Source organism: Pseudomonas sp. HMWF021, assembly GCF_003061005.1.
In the GTDB taxonomy this organism is placed as follows: domain Bacteria; phylum Pseudomonadota; class Gammaproteobacteria; order Pseudomonadales; family Pseudomonadaceae; genus Aquipseudomonas.
Genome location: NZ_QAIK01000180.1, coordinates 130,746 through 145,086 on the forward strand (window position 1 = coordinate 130,746; position 14,341 = coordinate 145,086).

Here is a 14,341-nt window from a genome sequence, read left to right on the forward strand (position 1 = left end):
TGTTCTTCTCGACCATCAACCGCAACCCGAAGGCGTATCTGTTCGCCATCGTCGGCGCCGAATACATCATGAAGCTGCTGCCGCGCGGCACCCACGACTTCAAGAAATTCATCCGCCCGTCCGAGCTGGGCGCCTGGAGCCGCATCGCCGGCCTGACTGTCAAGGACATCATCGGCCTGACCTACAACCCGCTGACCAAGCACTACAAGCTGGCCAACGACGTTGACGTCAACTACATGATCCAGACCCTGCGCGAGGAGTAAGCCGATGGCTATCAGAGCAGTTCTTTTCGACATGGACGGCACCCTGCTCGACACCGCGCCGGACTTCATCGCCATATGCCAGGCGATGCGCGCGGATCGCGGCTTGCCACCGATGAACGACAAGCACATCCGCGACGAGATCTCCGGCGGCGCCAAGGCGATGGTCGCGGTGACTTTCTCGATGGACCCGGAATCGCCGGGCTTCGAGGAACTGCGTCAGGAATTCCTCGAGCGCTATCTGGCCGGATGCGCGGTGCACAGCAAGCTCTTCGACGGCATGGGCGAACTGTTGGCCGATATCGAAAAGGCCAACCTGATCTGGGGTGTGGTCACCAACAAGCCGGTACGCTTTGCCGAGCCGATCATGCAACAGCTGGGGCTGGCCGAGCGCTCGGCGCTGCTGATCTGCCCGGATCACGTGAAAAACAGCAAACCGGACCCGGAGCCGCTGATCCTCGCGTGCAAGATGCTTGATCTGGATCCGTCGACGGTTCTGTTTGTGGGCGATGATCTGCGCGATATCGAGTCGGGCCGCGATGCCGGCACCAAGACCTGCGCCGTGACCTATGGCTATATCCACCCGGACGACAACCCGAGGCACTGGGGCGCGGACGTGGTGGTGGATCATCCGCTGGAGTTGCGCAAGGTGCTCGACAGCGCCCTTTGCAGCTGCTGATACGGCCTCTGTGGCGAGGGGATTCATCCCCGATGGGTTGCGAAGCAGCCCCCACATTCTTTCAGGTCGATTCGATATTCAGGTTTCACGACTGCTTCGCAGCCGGTCGGGGATAAATCCCCTCACCACCGGGAAGCAGGTCTTCATGAATGGATTGTGAGGTTTTTATGTTTGATTACACCGCCCGCCCCGAATTGCTCAAGGATCGGGTCATTCTGGTCACCGGTGCCGGTCGTGGCATCGGTGCGGCCGCCGCGAAAACCTACGCCGCTCATGGCGCCACCGTGCTGCTGCTGGGCAAGACCGAAGCCAATCTGACTCAGGTCTACGACGAGATCGAAGCCGCGGGCCACCCACAACCGGCGGTGATCCCGTTCAACCTCGAGACGGCCCTGCCGCATCAGTACGATGAGCTTGCAGCAATGATCGAGACCGAGTTCGGCCATCTCGACGGCCTGCTGCACAACGCCTCTATCATCGGGCCACGCACGCCGATCGAACAGCTGTCGGGCGAAAACTTCATGCGCGTCATGCAAGTCAACGTCAACGCCATGTTCATGCTGACCAGCACCCTGCTGCCGCTGCTCAAGCTGTCGCAGGATGCGTCGGTGGTGTTCACCTCCAGCAGCGTCGGGCGCAAGGGTCGCGCTTACTGGGGCGCCTACGGTGTATCCAAATTCGCCACCGAAGGCCTGATGCAAACCCTGGCCGATGAAGTCGACGGCGTGGCGCCGGTACGCTCCAACAGCATCAACCCGGGCGGCACGCGTACCAGCATGCGAGCACAGGCCTATCCTGGGGAAAACCCGCTGAACAATCCGACCCCGGAAGAGATCATGCCGGTGTACCTGTACCTGATGGGTCCGGACAGCACAGGCATCAATGGCCAGGCATTCAACGCGCAATAACTGCCATACGTCGCATTTGTTGCCGTGGCGGATTCCCGTCGCGGCACACATTTGCCGCTTCCAGCTGTCACATCCCAGTCAAATATCCGCCACCCACCCTCAAATCAAAAAGCCATCTCTTTGATTCATAACGTTTTTAATAAACATGAACCGAATGGCACGACTTTCGCTCTAATTTTCCTCAAAGCATGCCGTGTGAAGGCACTGGGGCAAGGCCGATTTCGATAGCTGACTAATCGTCATCAGGCAGACTAAACTTACGCCAAATGTCCTACGGGACTGATGGATCAGTATGACGCGCAGCCCATAGCCGCTCTCACCCAGCCTGTAAGACAGACTTACTGCTTAGGGGCTCACGCCATATGAAATCACCCTCCCAGACCAATGCAATTGACTTTGACAGTGCCAAATTGCAACGCCTGGGCTTTGGTCAGCTGCCTCCGCTTCTGGAACGCCCGGCCAGTCTGGCGCAATTGCGCCAGCAAATGAGCCTGCAACTGCAAACCAGTCTTGAGCCGCAACGAATCCTCGGTCTGTTTTTCCGCGAAGTTCAACGCCTTGTGCCGCTGGATGCCTTGAGCTATGTGCATTCGGGCAGCGACCTGCGCCTGGAGTTCGGCGCACGCGGCCACCATTCGGTCAGCTACAGCCTCAGCCACGAAGGCGAGCATCTGGGCGAACTGGTGTTTCGTCGAAACCAGCGTTTCAGCGAGCAGGATCAGGGCAACCTCGAATCGCTGCTGTCGTCGCTGCTGTTCCCGATGCGCAACGCCCTGCTCTACCGCGCCGCGACGCAGAGTGCATTGCGCGACCCGTTGACCGGAACCGGCAACCGGATCGCCATGGAACAGACCCTGCAACGCGAGATCGACATGTCGCGCCGGCACCTGCAACCGCTGTCGGTGTTGATGCTCGACATCGACCATTTCAAACGGGTCAACGACAGTCACGGTCATAGCGCCGGGGATGACGTGCTCAAAGCGGTGGCGGCATCGATCAAGGGCCAGTTGCGCAATGTCGACATGGTGTTTCGCTACGGCGGAGAAGAGTTTCTGATCCTGCTGTCCAACACCGGTCGGGAAGCGGCAGCAATGGTTGGTGAACGTCTGCGGCATGCTGCGCAGGCGGCAGAATACTTCGCCGATGGCCAGTTGATCGATCTGACAGTGAGCCTCGGTTGCTCGACCCTGCTGCCAGGGGAATCGGCCGACAGCCTGTTGCGCCGCGCCGACAGTGCGCTATACGTGGCAAAGCGCGAGGGGCGCAATCGCCTGGCGATGGCGGGCTGAATTCTCCCACACACAAAAAACCTGTGGGAGCGAGCTTGCTCGCGAACGCGGTATGTCAGCCAGACAAACGCCCACTGACACACCTTCTTCGCGAGCAAGCCCGCTCCCACATTGGGGTTTGCGTTTGCCGAAAATCAGCTTTCTACGAGTGCCCGCCGCTCACGTCCATGCAGCGCACGCTCAGCGGTTTCCAGTTGCATGCACCGCTCAAGGAACAGGTACATGTAGTCGTAGCTTTTGCAGACTGCCTGGCGTAACTCGATCTGCAAGGCCTTGCTCGGGTTCGTCCCGGCCAGAGTACAGATGATCTCCAGTGCTTCCCACGGGTGGGCATCGTCATACTGCGCGTGCATTTTCAGCCACTTCATTGCGCGCTTGCGGTCTTCTTCGGGGAAAGCCGCTGCATACACACCCGTGGAGCACACCAGCGCCGACCACTCCCCGGTCGCGCCCTCGATGGCGTAGTTGGTGGCGGCGATGGCGACAATCAGCGAATCCGCCGAACTGGTGTGCCAGCACCAATGACTCAGGGCATGCAGTTCCGGTGGCACCTGCTGGGCCTGCAAATCCTCTAGGCTTACGCCATGCGCGCGACTCCAGTGCACCCAGTAGTCGGCATGATTGAGTTCGACGCGGATATTACGCATCAGCCAGCGTCGCGCCATGTCTTCACCCGGATGACGGGCAAATCGGGTTTTGGTGAGGTTCTGCGCCATGTACAAGGCGAATTGCTCAACAACCGGCCAGCCCCCGATCAGGTACTGACGCATGGTTCTGGCGCTGAGTTTATTATCACGCATGCGCATGTACAGCTCATGTTCGACAACCCGGCGCTTGCTCTCGCTGCAATCCAGAATGAGCTGTTGTGCCCAGGCAGGATAACTTGCAGCTTCCATGAGTGGTCCGGTTCGGTTGAATGTGTCGATCACTGTTCGGCTCCTTTTGATTTGTGATTGTAAGGATCGGCAAGAGACTTCAACGGAACGTGCCAGGCGCTTTGAATAACAACGGCTGCGGTCTGGCGGGCCGACTTTGCAAACTGTCACAGGTAAACAATTGGGGGCGTTCAATGACATAACCCTGAGCGTAATCCACACCAATTTCAAGCAGTGCCTGCTCGATCTGTGCTGTTTCTACGAACTCTGCAATCGTCTGCTTACCCATGACATGCCCGATGTGATTGATCACTTCGACCATAGCGCGGTTAATCGGGTCGTCCAGCATATCCTTCACGAAACTCCCGTCGATCTTCAGGAAGTCTACAGGTAAATGTTTCAAGTACGCGAATGAAGACATTCCGGCACAAAAGTCATCCAGTGAAAAGTAGCAACCTAAGCCCTTGAGTTCATTAATAAATCGAATAGCACTACCAAGATTTGAAATTGCACTGGTCTCAGTAATTTCAAAACAAATCATTTCAGGAGGTATGCCGTAGTTAACAAACTGTTCACGCAGAAAGTGCAAAAACGCGTCATCTCCTATAGTAATGCCTGAAAGATTAATCGCACACATTGCCAAAGTGCCTTCGTGCTCTTGTGCAATACATTGAGCAATTACCTTAAATACGTTTTGCACTACCCAACGATCCAGCGATGTCATCAGCCCGTACCGCTCGGCAGCGGGAATGAAACTGTCAGGCAAAATCATGCGCCCGGCTTCATCATGCAGACGCAGGAGAATCTCGATGTGCCCGCCGGCCTTTCCGGCTGCGCTCAGCGGGGTGATTTCCTGGGCGTAGAGGCAAAAGCGGTTTTCCTCCAGGGCCATGTGCAACCGTTGCACCCAGGCCATCTCACCGAAACGCAGCGAGAGTTCCGAATCATCGGCGTGATAGACCTGAACCCGGTTGCGGCCCTTCTCCTTGGCCATGTAGCAGGCCATATCCGCTGCACGCAGTGACGCCTCCAGCGTGGTCGGTGCTTGCGCCACATGCACGAGGCCAATGCTCACGGTTGTCACGAAAGGACGCCCCTTCCAGACAAAATGCAGATTCTGCACGGTCTGTCGCAAACTCTCGGCGATCTTCTCTGCCGCTTCCGGCGCGCAGTTTTCCAGAAGGATGCCGAACTCGTCGCCACCCAGGCGCGCCAGGGTATCGCCCTCGCGCAATCCCGATTGCAACAGCGCGCAGATATGGCGCAGCAACTCATCACCTGCGGCATGTCCACAGGTGTCGTTGACCAGTTTGAATTGATCCAGATCGAGGAACATCAAGGCGTGACGCCCCGGCTGCCGGGTCAGGTTATGCAGCGCTTGTTCCAGGCGATATTCAAACTCGCGGCGGTTGGCCAGCCCGGTCAAGGCATCGTGAGTGGCCTGCCAGGACAGATTGGCAATGTATTGCCGCTCCTGGGTCATGTCGTGCAGTACCAGCACCGTGCCGCTGACGTTGCCGGCATTGCGGATCGGCGCGCCGACCAGGGTGACCGAAACCGTACTGCCGTCCAGGCGCTGGATCAGCCTCGAGTGCTCGCTCCCGCCGCTTAGCTGCCCGCTGAGGATGTGCTCGATCAGGGTCAGGCCCTCGGCCTGCGCGTTTTCGTCGAGCAGATTGAACAATGCCGCGAGCGGCAGACCGGCGGCCTGCTCGCCCTTCCAGTGGGTCATCGCTTCGGCAGCCGGGTTCATGTAATCGATGGCCCCGGTGACATCGGTGGTGATGACGCCATCGCCGATCGACTGCAGGGTTACATGGGCCCGATCCTTCTCCAGTTGCAGCGCCTGAGCAAAGGCATGCCGCTGTTTGAGCAACTTGTGCGTGCGTAACAGCGCCAGCACGATCAGGCCCAGCGCCGTGGCCAGGTTGGTCAACAGCAACAGGCGCAAGATCACCCGAGAACCTTCACCCAAAGCATCGCTGAAAGCTTTGGCGGCAGGCGTGACGCCATCGTTGATGGCAAAGATTCGCGCCTTCCAGCGCTGAATGTCACTCTCGGTAGCGGCATTGGCGGTGATGCGCTCGTGCATCTCCCGCGCCACGGAATCGAGTTCCACCAGATACGCGTCACCCACCGTCCAGCGCTCAATGGCGGTTTCCAGATAACTGAAATGCCGGAAGTTGAGGTAAAGCCAGATCAGGCTGGAGACGTCATCCGGGTGGTTGCCGCCCTTGAGAATGCCTTCGCGCGCAGATTGCAGGTCCGGTGGCTGGCGATCGAGCGCCAGACGCAATTGATGCCCGCCCTGCGGCACCGCGATCGCATTCTGGTATTTGAGGTAGATCGCCTCGTCACGGCTGTCCGCGTACAGATTGAGGTAATAGATGGCGTCCTTCTGGCCCTTCGACCAGAGGCTCTCACCTGCGACATAGCCACGAACCGCAGACAGGACGTAAAGACTCACGCCCCCCAATAGCGCTTGAAACAGTACGACGGCGATGAATGGCCAGACGATACCCAACAACCGTGGCGTTCCGAGAGTCCGCTTTTGCTTCATGAGGTCCCTTGCACCAGTACTGCCAGATGAACACTGGAAAAAACCGTTCCTGACCCGTCAGCCTAGGCTAATTTTCGACTTTTCGAAGTGGCTGGCGTGCCGTCTTGCACACTGATCGTGCAATCGAGCAGCACCAATAGCTCATCCGACTCTTTTAACTCAAGGGAATTCAAGCACTAAGCACAAACTGACAGCCTCACTCAGGAGCGCTGGATTTGCTGCAAGTGGCCGTAAAGCTTTGCATAGAGACCGCCATCGGCGATCAATTGCAGATGATCGCCATCTTCGGCGACCTGCCCGCCATCAAACACCAGCACCCGATCGGCCTGTTTCACCGCCGACAAGCGATGGGCAATGATCAGCGTGGTACGGCCGTTGAGGAAACGCGCCATGGCTTGATGAAGGTTGTATTCGGTAGCGGCATCGAGAGCGGAGGTGGCTTCGTCGAGGATGACCACTTTCGGCTCGGCGAGGATCATCCGCGCAATCGCCAGACGCTGGCGCTGACCACCGGACAGGCGCACGCCGGAACGTCCGACGATGCTGTCCAGGCCCTCCGGCAACGCACGCAGGGTGGCCGCAAGCTGGGCGATTTCCAGCGCCTGCCAGCAGGCTTCGTCGCTGCGGGTGCGGCCCATGGTCAGGTTGGCCCGCACGGTGTCGTTGAACAGCGCCGGATGCTGCAACACCACCGCGACGTTTTCGCGAATCAGTTCAAGGCCGATTTCCTGCTGGGTCGAACCACCAAAACGAATCGTGCCCGCCGACGGCGTATACAGCCCCAGCAGCATTTGCACCAAGGTACTTTTGCCGCCGCCGCTGGCACCGACAATCGCGACTTTCTCTCCGGGAGCGATGGACAGGTTCATCTGATCCAGCACCAGCTCATCGGCATAACCAAAGCTCAGGCCCTGCACTTCGATGCCCACGGTTTCGCGCCCCTTGAACGGATCGACGCCACCCGGATATTGCGGCTCGTCGGCCCGCGCCAACAGTTCGTTGATCCGCGCCAGCGCACCGCCCGCCGCGTAGTAGGCGTACTGCAGATTGAGCAGTTGTTCGACCGGGCCGATCATGAACCACAGGTAACTGAACACCGCGAGCATCTGCCCGATCGACAGGTCGGAAAACAGCACCGTGAGCATCGCCGCGGCGCGAAAGATATCGATGCCGAACTGGAACAGCAGACCGCTGGCACGGTTCGAGGCGTCGGTCTTCCACTGCGAGTTGACCGCGTAATTGCGCACTTCCTGCGCACGCAAGCCAAGCCGCCCGAGGAAGAAGCCCTGACGGTTGCCGGCACGCACTTCCTGGATCGCATCGAGGGTTTCACTCAAGGCCTGAGTGAAACGCGAGGTGCTGTCGTTCTCCAGTTTCTTCAGGTGCTTGACCCGTTTGCCCAGCTGTACCGTGGCGTAGATCACCAGCGGGTTGAACAGCAGAATCAGCAACGCCAGTTTCCAGTGCATCCACATCAGGATGCTGGCGGTGCCGACCAGGGTCAGCATCGCCACCAGAAAACGGCTGAGGGTTTCGCCGACGAACTTGTCGAGGGTGTCCAGATCAGTGACCAAGTGCGTGGTCACGGTGCCGCTGCCCAGGCTTTCGTATTCGCCGAGGGAGATACGTTTGAGGCGCTCGATCAGGCGCACACGAATGCGGTACACGATGTCTTTTGCCAGCCGGGCAAAGAGCCGCGCCTGCAACACGCCAAAACACAGGGCGCTGCAACGCAGGGTCAGCGTTACCACCAGCATCAGGCCGATATAACCCGCCGCTTGCTGCCACATCGTCGGCAACACATGGTTCATGACTTTCAACGCGGCGTCGCCGTGGCCGAGCAGAACTTCGTCCACCAGCAACGGCAACAGCAACGGAATCGGCACGCTGCACAGCGTCGCCAGTACGGCCACGCCGTTGGCGATCCACAGGGATTTTTTGTGATGAAGTGCCAGACGCCGGACTTCTGCCCAGCTCAGCCGGTCGACACGCTTTACGGCTGGCGTGTCATCGGCCCGGTCAGGCACAGGCTGCGCGCTCCAGCCAGCGACCGAGCAATGGCGAGAGTTCACTGAGGGGTTGATAGCCGTTGGTCAACAACGCCAGTTGGCCGTTGCGCTCGGCGAGCAGGGTCGGAAAACCTGCAATGCCCAGATCCTGCACCCAATTGAAATCCGCCAGAGTGGCTTCATGCTGTTCAGCACGATCAAACAGCGCGGCGAATTCGATACGCGGTACGCCGGCCTTTTCCGCCAGTTCCACCAGTACGCTGGCCTGAGTGACATCGCGGCCCTCGGCGTAAAACGCTTGCTGAATCAGCCCCAACAGTGTCCACGCGCAATCCGGCGCCAGGCTGCGCGCGGTGACAATGGCCCGGCAGGCCGGCTCAGTGTCGTAGACGAAGCCGTCGGGCAATGCACCGTCGAACTTGAACGACTGGCCGGTGGCCTCGTTGACCGCTTGCCAGTGCTCAAGGATATAGCGCCGCGTGGTCGGTTCCAGCGCCGCACCGCTACCAGTGCGCAAACCGCCGACCACCAGATGCAATTCCACCCCGGCTGCCTGCGCCTGCTCGACCAATGCCTTGGCGACCGGAGCGAACCCCCAGCACCAGGAACACATCGGATCCATCACATAGAGCAGGCGCGCAGTCATGATCAGGCCTCGGTGGATGCTTGTTTATAGTTGTAGCCGATCGGGTGCGGCATGTTGCGCGCCTTGGCCAGTTCGATCTGCTTCTGCCGATCAATGGCGCTGCGGCGGGTTTTCTCGCTCAACTTGTCCCAGCAATGCGGGCAGCTGATGCCGGCCACGTAGTGTTCGGAGGCGCGATCTTCAACGCTGACCGGTGTGCGGCAGGCATGACATTGATCGTAGTCGCCTTCGCTGAGGTCGTGACGCACGGTCACGCGGTTGTCGAACACGAAGCAGTCGCCCTGCCACTTGGTCTCTTCCTGCGGCACCTCTTCGAGGTACTTCAGGATGCCGCCCTTGAGGTGGTAAACCTCTTCGAAACCCTCGCCCAGCATGTAACTGGAGGCTTTCTCGCAGCGAATGCCGCCGGTGCAGAACATCGCGACCTTCTTGTGCACGGCCGGGTCGAAGTGCTCTTTGATGTAGTCGGGGAATTCGCGAAAACTGGTGGTTTTCGGATCGATGGCGCCTTCGAAGGTGCCGATCGACACTTCGTAGTCGTTGCGGGTGTCGATCAGCAGCACTTCCGGGTCGCTGATCAGCGCGTTCCAGTCCTGCGGCTCGACGTAGGTGCCGACCTTTTTGTTCGGGTCCACGCCTTCGACGCCAAGGGTGACGATCTCTTTTTTCAGCTTGACCTTGGTGCGGTAGAACGGCTGCTCGTCGCAGTACGACTCTTTGTGGTCGATGTCGATCATGCGCGGGTCGTTCTTCAGCCAGGCGAGCAGGCCGTCGATGCCTTCGCGGCTGCCGGACACCGTGCCGTTGATGCCTTCTTCGGCGATCAGCAGGGTGCCTTTGATACCGTTGTCGACCATCGCTTGCAGCAGGGGCTCGCGCAGGTTGACGTAATCTTCGAGGGTGACGAACTTATACAGTGCCGCCACGACAATCGGTTGTGTCATGGGTATTTCTCCAGGTGGCTACCCTCGCAAAGGGTGAACCGGATTCAAAAAAAAACGCGCCAGGTGAGCGGCGCGTTGCGGATTCTAGCAAAAAAGATCGCAGCCTGCGGCAGCTCCTGCAGGGAACTCAATCCAATGCAGGAGCTGCCGCAGGCTGCGATCTTTTGATCTTAATGTTTGCTACCGCCGGCACAGGTCGGCGACGCAGGAGCGGCGCCCACCTCTGCCCATTCCTGCGGGGTGTAGGTGTGCAGCGCCAACGCATGGAACTCGCCCATCAGCTCGCCCAGCGTGCCGTAGACTTTCTGGTGGCGCTTGACCCGGTTCAGGCCTTCGAACTGCGCGCTGACCACCACCGCCTTGAAGTGCGTCTGTAACCCGCGACTGTGCATGTGGCTTTCGTCCAGCACTTGCAGATGCTCAGGCTGCAGCAGGCCCAGCGTCGATTCGATGCGTTGTTGCATGCTCATCACGAACTCCGCTTACTTCTTCTTGGCCGGCGCAGCGCCTTTCGGTGCCAGCTCGTTGGTCATGTCGTCGAGCAACTTGTTGACGACAGGCACGGCGCTTTCCAGCTTGGCCTGGGTCATCTGGGCCGATTGCTGGGTCAGCTGCGGCATTTTTTCCAGGACTTTCTTGCCCAGTGGCGACTGGTAGAACGCGACCAGGTCTTTCAGCTCCGATTCGCTGAAGTTGCTGGTGTAGAGCTTGACCATGTCAGGCTTGAGCTTGTTCCAGCCGATGGCCTGGTCCAGGGCGGCGTTGGCCTTGGCCTGGTAGGTTTCCAGTACGGCTTTCTTGGATTCCGGCGCTTTGGTCTGTTCAAAACGCTGAGCGAACATTTGCTGCACTTGCATGTACACCGGAGTGCCCAGCTTGTCAGCGTGCGCCAGGGTCAGGAAAGCTTCAGCACTGGCGTTGTGGCTGGCGGTATCGGCAAGCACCTGGCCGCTGGCGCAAACCAGTGCAACCGCGGTGCAGATGGCACGAAGACGAGTCATCGAGTTTCCTTTTCAGCTAGGCGAGGTCAAACCCCAAGGGCGACCATTCTGCGCCTAAAAAACCTCGTGGCTCAACCCCCGAGCCTTGCCGCGCTTGATTGGCCGGGTTTTACCGGTCAACAATCGGTTCGAGGGAACCACCTGGGCCTGACCGGGCCTAAACTGCGCAAACGAACCAACAGGAGTGTGCACGATGAGCCGTATCGAAACCGACAGCCTGGGCCAGATCGAAGTCCCGGACGACGCCTACTGGGGTGCTCAGACGCAACGCTCGCTGATCAACTTCGCCATTGGTCAGGAACGCATGCCGCTGCCGGTACTGCACGCCCTGGCCCTGATCAAGAAAGCCGCCGCCCGGGTCAACGACCGCAACGGCGACCTGCCCGCCGACATCGCCCGCCTGATCGAACAAGCCGCCGACGAAGTCCTCGACGGCCAGCACGACGACCAGTTTCCGCTGGTGGTCTGGCAGACCGGCAGCGGCACCCAGAGCAACATGAACGTCAACGAAGTGATCGCCGGTCGCGCCAACGAACTGGCCGGCAACCCGCGCGGCGGCAAGACGCCGGTGCACCCCAACGATCACGTCAACCGCTCGCAAAGCTCCAACGATTGCTTCCCTACCGCCATGAGCATCGCCACTGCCAAAGCCGTGCAGGAACAATTGCTGCCGGCAATCGCCGAGCTGTCCGGCGGTCTGGCCGAACTGGCCGCACGGCACATGAAACTGGTGAAGACCGGCCGCACGCACATGATGGACGCGACGCCGATCACCTTCGGTCAGGAGCTGTCGGGTTTCATAGCACAGCTGGATTACGCCGAACGGGCGATCCGCGCCGCGCTGCCGGCGGTGTGTGAACTGGCGCAGGGCGGCACTGCCGTCGGCACCGGGCTGAATTCGCCACACGGTTTTGGCGAAGCGATTGCCGCCGAACTCGCCGCCCTCTCCGGCCTGCCGTTCGTTACCGCGCCGAACAAGTTCGCCGCGCTGGCCGGGCATGAGCCGCTGACCAGTCTGTCCGGCGCCTTGAAGACGCTCGCCGTGGCTCTGATGAAAATCGCCAACGACCTGCGCCTGCTCGGCTCCGGCCCACGCGCAGGGCTTGCCGAAGTGAAATTGCCGGCGAACGAGCCGGGCAGCTCGATCATGCCCGGCAAGGTCAACCCGACCCAGTGCGAAGCGCTGTCGATGCTGGCCTGCCAGGTGCTGGGTAACGATGTCACCATCGGCATCGCGGCCAGTCAGGGTCACCTGCAACTGAACGTGTACAAACCGGTGATCATCCACAACGTGCTGCAATCGATTCGCCTGCTCGCCGACGGTTGCAGCAACTTCCAGCAGCACTGCATCGCCGGTCTCGAGCCGGATGCGCAGGTCATGGCCCAGCACCTGGAACGTGGCCTTATGCTGGTGACCGCGCTGAACCCGCACATCGGTTACGACAAATCGGCAGAAATCGCCAAGAAGGCTTACGGTGAAGGCCTGACTTTGCGTGAGGCAGCGCTGCAGCTGGGCTATCTGACCGATGAAGAGTTCGATGCCTGGGTGCGGCCGGAGAACATGATCGAGGCTGGCGCCAAGGGCTGACTCCTGTAGCGCCTTACAGGCCGCCTTCGCGAGCAAGCCCGCTCCCACATTTTGATCGGTGTACGCCGTACCAATGTGGGAGCGGGCTTGCTCGCGAAGAACGATAACGCGGTCTAACTGGCTGCAATCCGCATCCGCCGCGCTTTCAGCCCGGCAATCAGCGACGGGCCCAACGCCACCAGCGCCGACCCCAGCACCACCAGCACCGCCCCGCCATAACCCAGCCCGTTGATCTGCTCGGCGTGCACATAGTCCGGCCACACCGCGGCGGCAATCGCCACCGCGCCAAAGGTCACCAACGGCGTGATCGCCAACGTCGCACTGACCCGCGACGCCTCCCAATGCGCCAGCGCCTCGGCAAAGGCACCGTAGGCAATCAGCGTATTCATGCAGCACGCCAGCAGCAGCCAGCCCTGCAACGGGCTCAACTCCAGCGCTTTGAGTGGGTGCACCCACGGCGTCAGCAGCAGCGCGCAGAACAGGTAGATCACCATCATCACCTGCAGCGAATTCCACACCGTGAGCAATTGCTTCTGACCCAGCGCATAGAAGGTCCAGACCGTCGATGCCAGCAGCACCAGCAACACGCCGGCGGTGTAGTCCGACAACGACGTCAGCAACTCGGCCAGCCGCTGATTGAAAAACAGCACGAAGCCGATCAACAGCACCGCCAGGCCAATGCCCTGACCGATACTGAAGCGCTCCTTGAACACGAACAGGCTGGCGATCAGCAACATGATCGGCCCCATCTGCACCACCAGTTGCGCAGTGCCGGGGCTCAGCAGGTTGAGGCCCATCAGGTACAACACGTAGTTGCCCACCAGCCCGAGCACCGCCATCAACACCAGCCAGCCGCCCTTTGGCCCCAGCACCTTGCGACTGGGCAAGCGCCTGACCGAGGCCAGATAAACGAACAGGCATCCCCCGGAGACCAACAGGCGAAACCAGGTCACGGTGATCGGGTCCATCACCTGCAATACCTGTTTGAGCTTGATCGGCAGGATGCCCCACAAAAACGCCGTCAGCAGCGCCAGGAACAGACCGTAGACCCAGCGACCGGATGAAATGTGCATGCGAACCCCAATGCCTGCTGACAAGAGCGGTCATTCTAGGCTCGCCGTCAGGCGTAACACAGGGACAGTTCGGGCCAGGCCGCGAATGAAACTGTGCAGGTCGCAGTATTAAATTGACGCTTTGCCGTTGATCGGCTCGCCGGGCGCGCCAAGTGCTTCAGGCATAAGCTCATTGGATCCTTTCAACGGATCACTCAAGGAGCCAGGTCATGTACGGAATGCGCGCCCACGACACCGCCCCCGCCACGCACTTTCGCAGCGACCGGTTATGTCGGGTCAATGGCGAATTGTTTTTCTGCACGCGGGAGAACACCCTCGAAGGGCCGTTCGACAGCGCCGAAAAGGCAGAGCAGGAAATTCAGGCGTACATCGCGCGGATGCAGGTTGTGGATTCCAACTGGTCATCAGGTTGATCCCATCGCTGGCAAGCCAGCTCCCACAGTGTTCCAGGGTGTTCACAAATACAGGCAACACCTTCAGAACCTGTGGGAGCTGGCTTGCCAGCGATG

13 protein-coding genes and 1 pseudogene are annotated in these 14,341 nt (G+C 59.9%); 6 read left to right on the forward strand and 8 right to left on the reverse strand.

Annotated elements, in window-relative coordinates; all coding sequences use genetic code 11:
• The 4 genes and pseudogenes from DBR18_RS30045 to DBR18_RS26335 all read left to right on the forward strand — a co-directional run.
• Window positions 1-263 (forward strand): annotated as a pseudogene (locus tag DBR18_RS30045) (bifunctional 3-demethylubiquinol 3-O-methyltransferase/2-polyprenyl-6-hydroxyphenol methylase); the annotation flags it as partial.
• Window positions 264-267: 4 nt separating this feature from the next.
• A complete protein-coding gene (gene mupP, locus DBR18_RS26325) occupies window positions 268-939 on the forward strand; it encodes an N-acetylmuramic acid 6-phosphate phosphatase MupP (RefSeq protein WP_108592505.1) in 672 nt (223 codons plus the stop codon).
• 167 nt (window positions 940-1,106) lie between these two features.
• On the forward strand, window positions 1,107-1,847 hold the full coding sequence (locus DBR18_RS26330; protein WP_003226924.1) for a YciK family oxidoreductase: 741 nt from the start codon (window positions 1,107-1,109) through the stop codon (window positions 1,845-1,847).
• A 362-nt stretch (window positions 1,848-2,209) separates the two neighbouring features.
• The gene (locus DBR18_RS26335) at window positions 2,210-3,136 is read left to right on the forward strand and encodes a GGDEF domain-containing protein (protein WP_108592506.1); all 927 of its coding nucleotides are present in this window, start codon (window positions 2,210-2,212) and stop codon (window positions 3,134-3,136) included.
• Window positions 3,137-3,270: 134 nt separating this feature from the next.
• Here the strand turns inward: DBR18_RS26335 and DBR18_RS26340 are convergent, their stop codons facing one another.
• The 7 genes from DBR18_RS26340 to DBR18_RS26370 form a co-directional block, all read right to left on the reverse strand.
• Entirely contained in the window at window positions 3,271-4,032 is a 762-nt protein-coding gene (locus tag DBR18_RS26340) for a TenA family transcriptional regulator (protein WP_371921160.1), read from the reverse strand.
• A gap of 79 nt (window positions 4,033-4,111) precedes the next feature.
• Window positions 4,112-6,571 (reverse strand): EAL domain-containing protein, encoded by a 2,460-nt coding sequence (locus DBR18_RS26345; protein ID WP_108592508.1) that lies wholly within the window; start codon window positions 6,569-6,571, stop codon window positions 4,112-4,114.
• 200 nt (window positions 6,572-6,771) lie between these two features.
• Window positions 6,772-8,598: an ABC transporter ATP-binding protein gene (locus DBR18_RS26350; protein WP_108592509.1), complete on the reverse strand. Its 1,827-nt coding sequence runs from the start codon at window positions 8,596-8,598 to the stop codon at window positions 6,772-6,774.
• Window positions 8,591-9,193: a DsbA family protein gene (locus DBR18_RS26355; RefSeq protein WP_177482443.1), complete on the reverse strand. Its 603-nt coding sequence runs from the start codon at window positions 9,191-9,193 to the stop codon at window positions 8,591-8,593. The genes DBR18_RS26350 and DBR18_RS26355 overlap by 8 nt, the downstream gene beginning before the upstream one ends.
• A gap of 35 nt (window positions 9,194-9,228) precedes the next feature.
• Window positions 9,229-10,170 carry a rhodanese-related sulfurtransferase gene (locus DBR18_RS26360; protein WP_108592511.1) on the reverse strand — a complete coding sequence of 314 codons (942 nt, stop codon included), beginning with the start codon at window positions 10,168-10,170 and terminating at the stop codon, window positions 9,229-9,231.
• Between the two features lie 170 nt (window positions 10,171-10,340).
• A complete protein-coding gene (locus tag DBR18_RS26365; RefSeq protein ID WP_007963599.1) occupies window positions 10,341-10,640 on the reverse strand; it encodes a BolA family transcriptional regulator in 300 nt (99 codons plus the stop codon).
• A gap of 12 nt (window positions 10,641-10,652) precedes the next feature.
• Window positions 10,653-11,171: a DUF2059 domain-containing protein gene (locus DBR18_RS26370; RefSeq protein WP_003226938.1), complete on the reverse strand. Its 519-nt coding sequence runs from the start codon at window positions 11,169-11,171 to the stop codon at window positions 10,653-10,655.
• 193 nt (window positions 11,172-11,364) lie between these two features.
• Here DBR18_RS26370 and DBR18_RS26375 point away from each other — a divergent pair, with 193 nt between their 5' ends.
• The gene (locus DBR18_RS26375) at window positions 11,365-12,759 is read left to right on the forward strand and encodes a class II fumarate hydratase (protein WP_095668619.1); all 1,395 of its coding nucleotides are present in this window, start codon (window positions 11,365-11,367) and stop codon (window positions 12,757-12,759) included.
• 113 nt (window positions 12,760-12,872) lie between these two features.
• Here DBR18_RS26375 and DBR18_RS26380 read toward each other — a convergent pair whose 3' ends face one another.
• A complete protein-coding gene (locus DBR18_RS26380) occupies window positions 12,873-13,832 on the reverse strand; it encodes a DMT family transporter (RefSeq protein ID WP_108592512.1) in 960 nt (319 codons plus the stop codon).
• Between the two features lie 209 nt (window positions 13,833-14,041).
• On the opposite strand from DBR18_RS26380, the gene DBR18_RS26385 reads away from it, so the two are divergent.
• The gene (locus DBR18_RS26385; RefSeq protein WP_108592513.1) at window positions 14,042-14,245 is read left to right on the forward strand and encodes a DUF6316 family protein; all 204 of its coding nucleotides are present in this window, start codon (window positions 14,042-14,044) and stop codon (window positions 14,243-14,245) included.
• Window positions 14,246-14,341 lie beyond the last annotated feature (96 nt).

Excerpts from the sequence above, each read along its gene's own strand:
- DBR18_RS26385 (WP_108592513.1), top strand. The coding sequence starts at position 14,042 with ATGTACGGAATGCGCGCCCACGACACCGCCCCCGCCACGCACTTTCGC.
- DBR18_RS26335 (WP_108592506.1), top strand. The coding sequence starts at position 2,210 with ATGAAATCACCCTCCCAGACCAATGCAATTGACTTTGACAGTGCCAAA.
- DBR18_RS26380 (WP_108592512.1), bottom strand. The coding sequence starts at position 13,832 with ATGCACATTTCATCCGGTCGCTGGGTCTACGGTCTGTTCCTGGCGCTG.
- DBR18_RS26355 (WP_177482443.1), bottom strand. The coding sequence starts at position 9,193 with ATGTGTTCCTGGTGCTGGGGGTTCGCTCCGGTCGCCAAGGCATTGGTC.
- mupP (WP_108592505.1), top strand. The coding sequence starts at position 268 with ATGGCTATCAGAGCAGTTCTTTTCGACATGGACGGCACCCTGCTCGAC.
- DBR18_RS26365 (WP_007963599.1), bottom strand. The coding sequence starts at position 10,640 with ATGAGCATGCAACAACGCATCGAATCGACGCTGGGCCTGCTGCAGCCT.
- DBR18_RS26345 (WP_108592508.1), bottom strand. The coding sequence starts at position 6,571 with ATGAAGCAAAAGCGGACTCTCGGAACGCCACGGTTGTTGGGTATCGTC.
- DBR18_RS26330 (WP_003226924.1), top strand. The coding sequence starts at position 1,107 with ATGTTTGATTACACCGCCCGCCCCGAATTGCTCAAGGATCGGGTCATT.
- DBR18_RS26360 (WP_108592511.1), bottom strand. The coding sequence starts at position 10,170 with ATGACACAACCGATTGTCGTGGCGGCACTGTATAAGTTCGTCACCCTC.
- DBR18_RS26340 (WP_371921160.1), bottom strand. The coding sequence starts at position 4,032 with ATGGAAGCTGCAAGTTATCCTGCCTGGGCACAACAGCTCATTCTGGAT.
- DBR18_RS26370 (WP_003226938.1), bottom strand. The coding sequence starts at position 11,171 with ATGACTCGTCTTCGTGCCATCTGCACCGCGGTTGCACTGGTTTGCGCC.
- DBR18_RS26375 (WP_095668619.1), top strand. The coding sequence starts at position 11,365 with ATGAGCCGTATCGAAACCGACAGCCTGGGCCAGATCGAAGTCCCGGAC.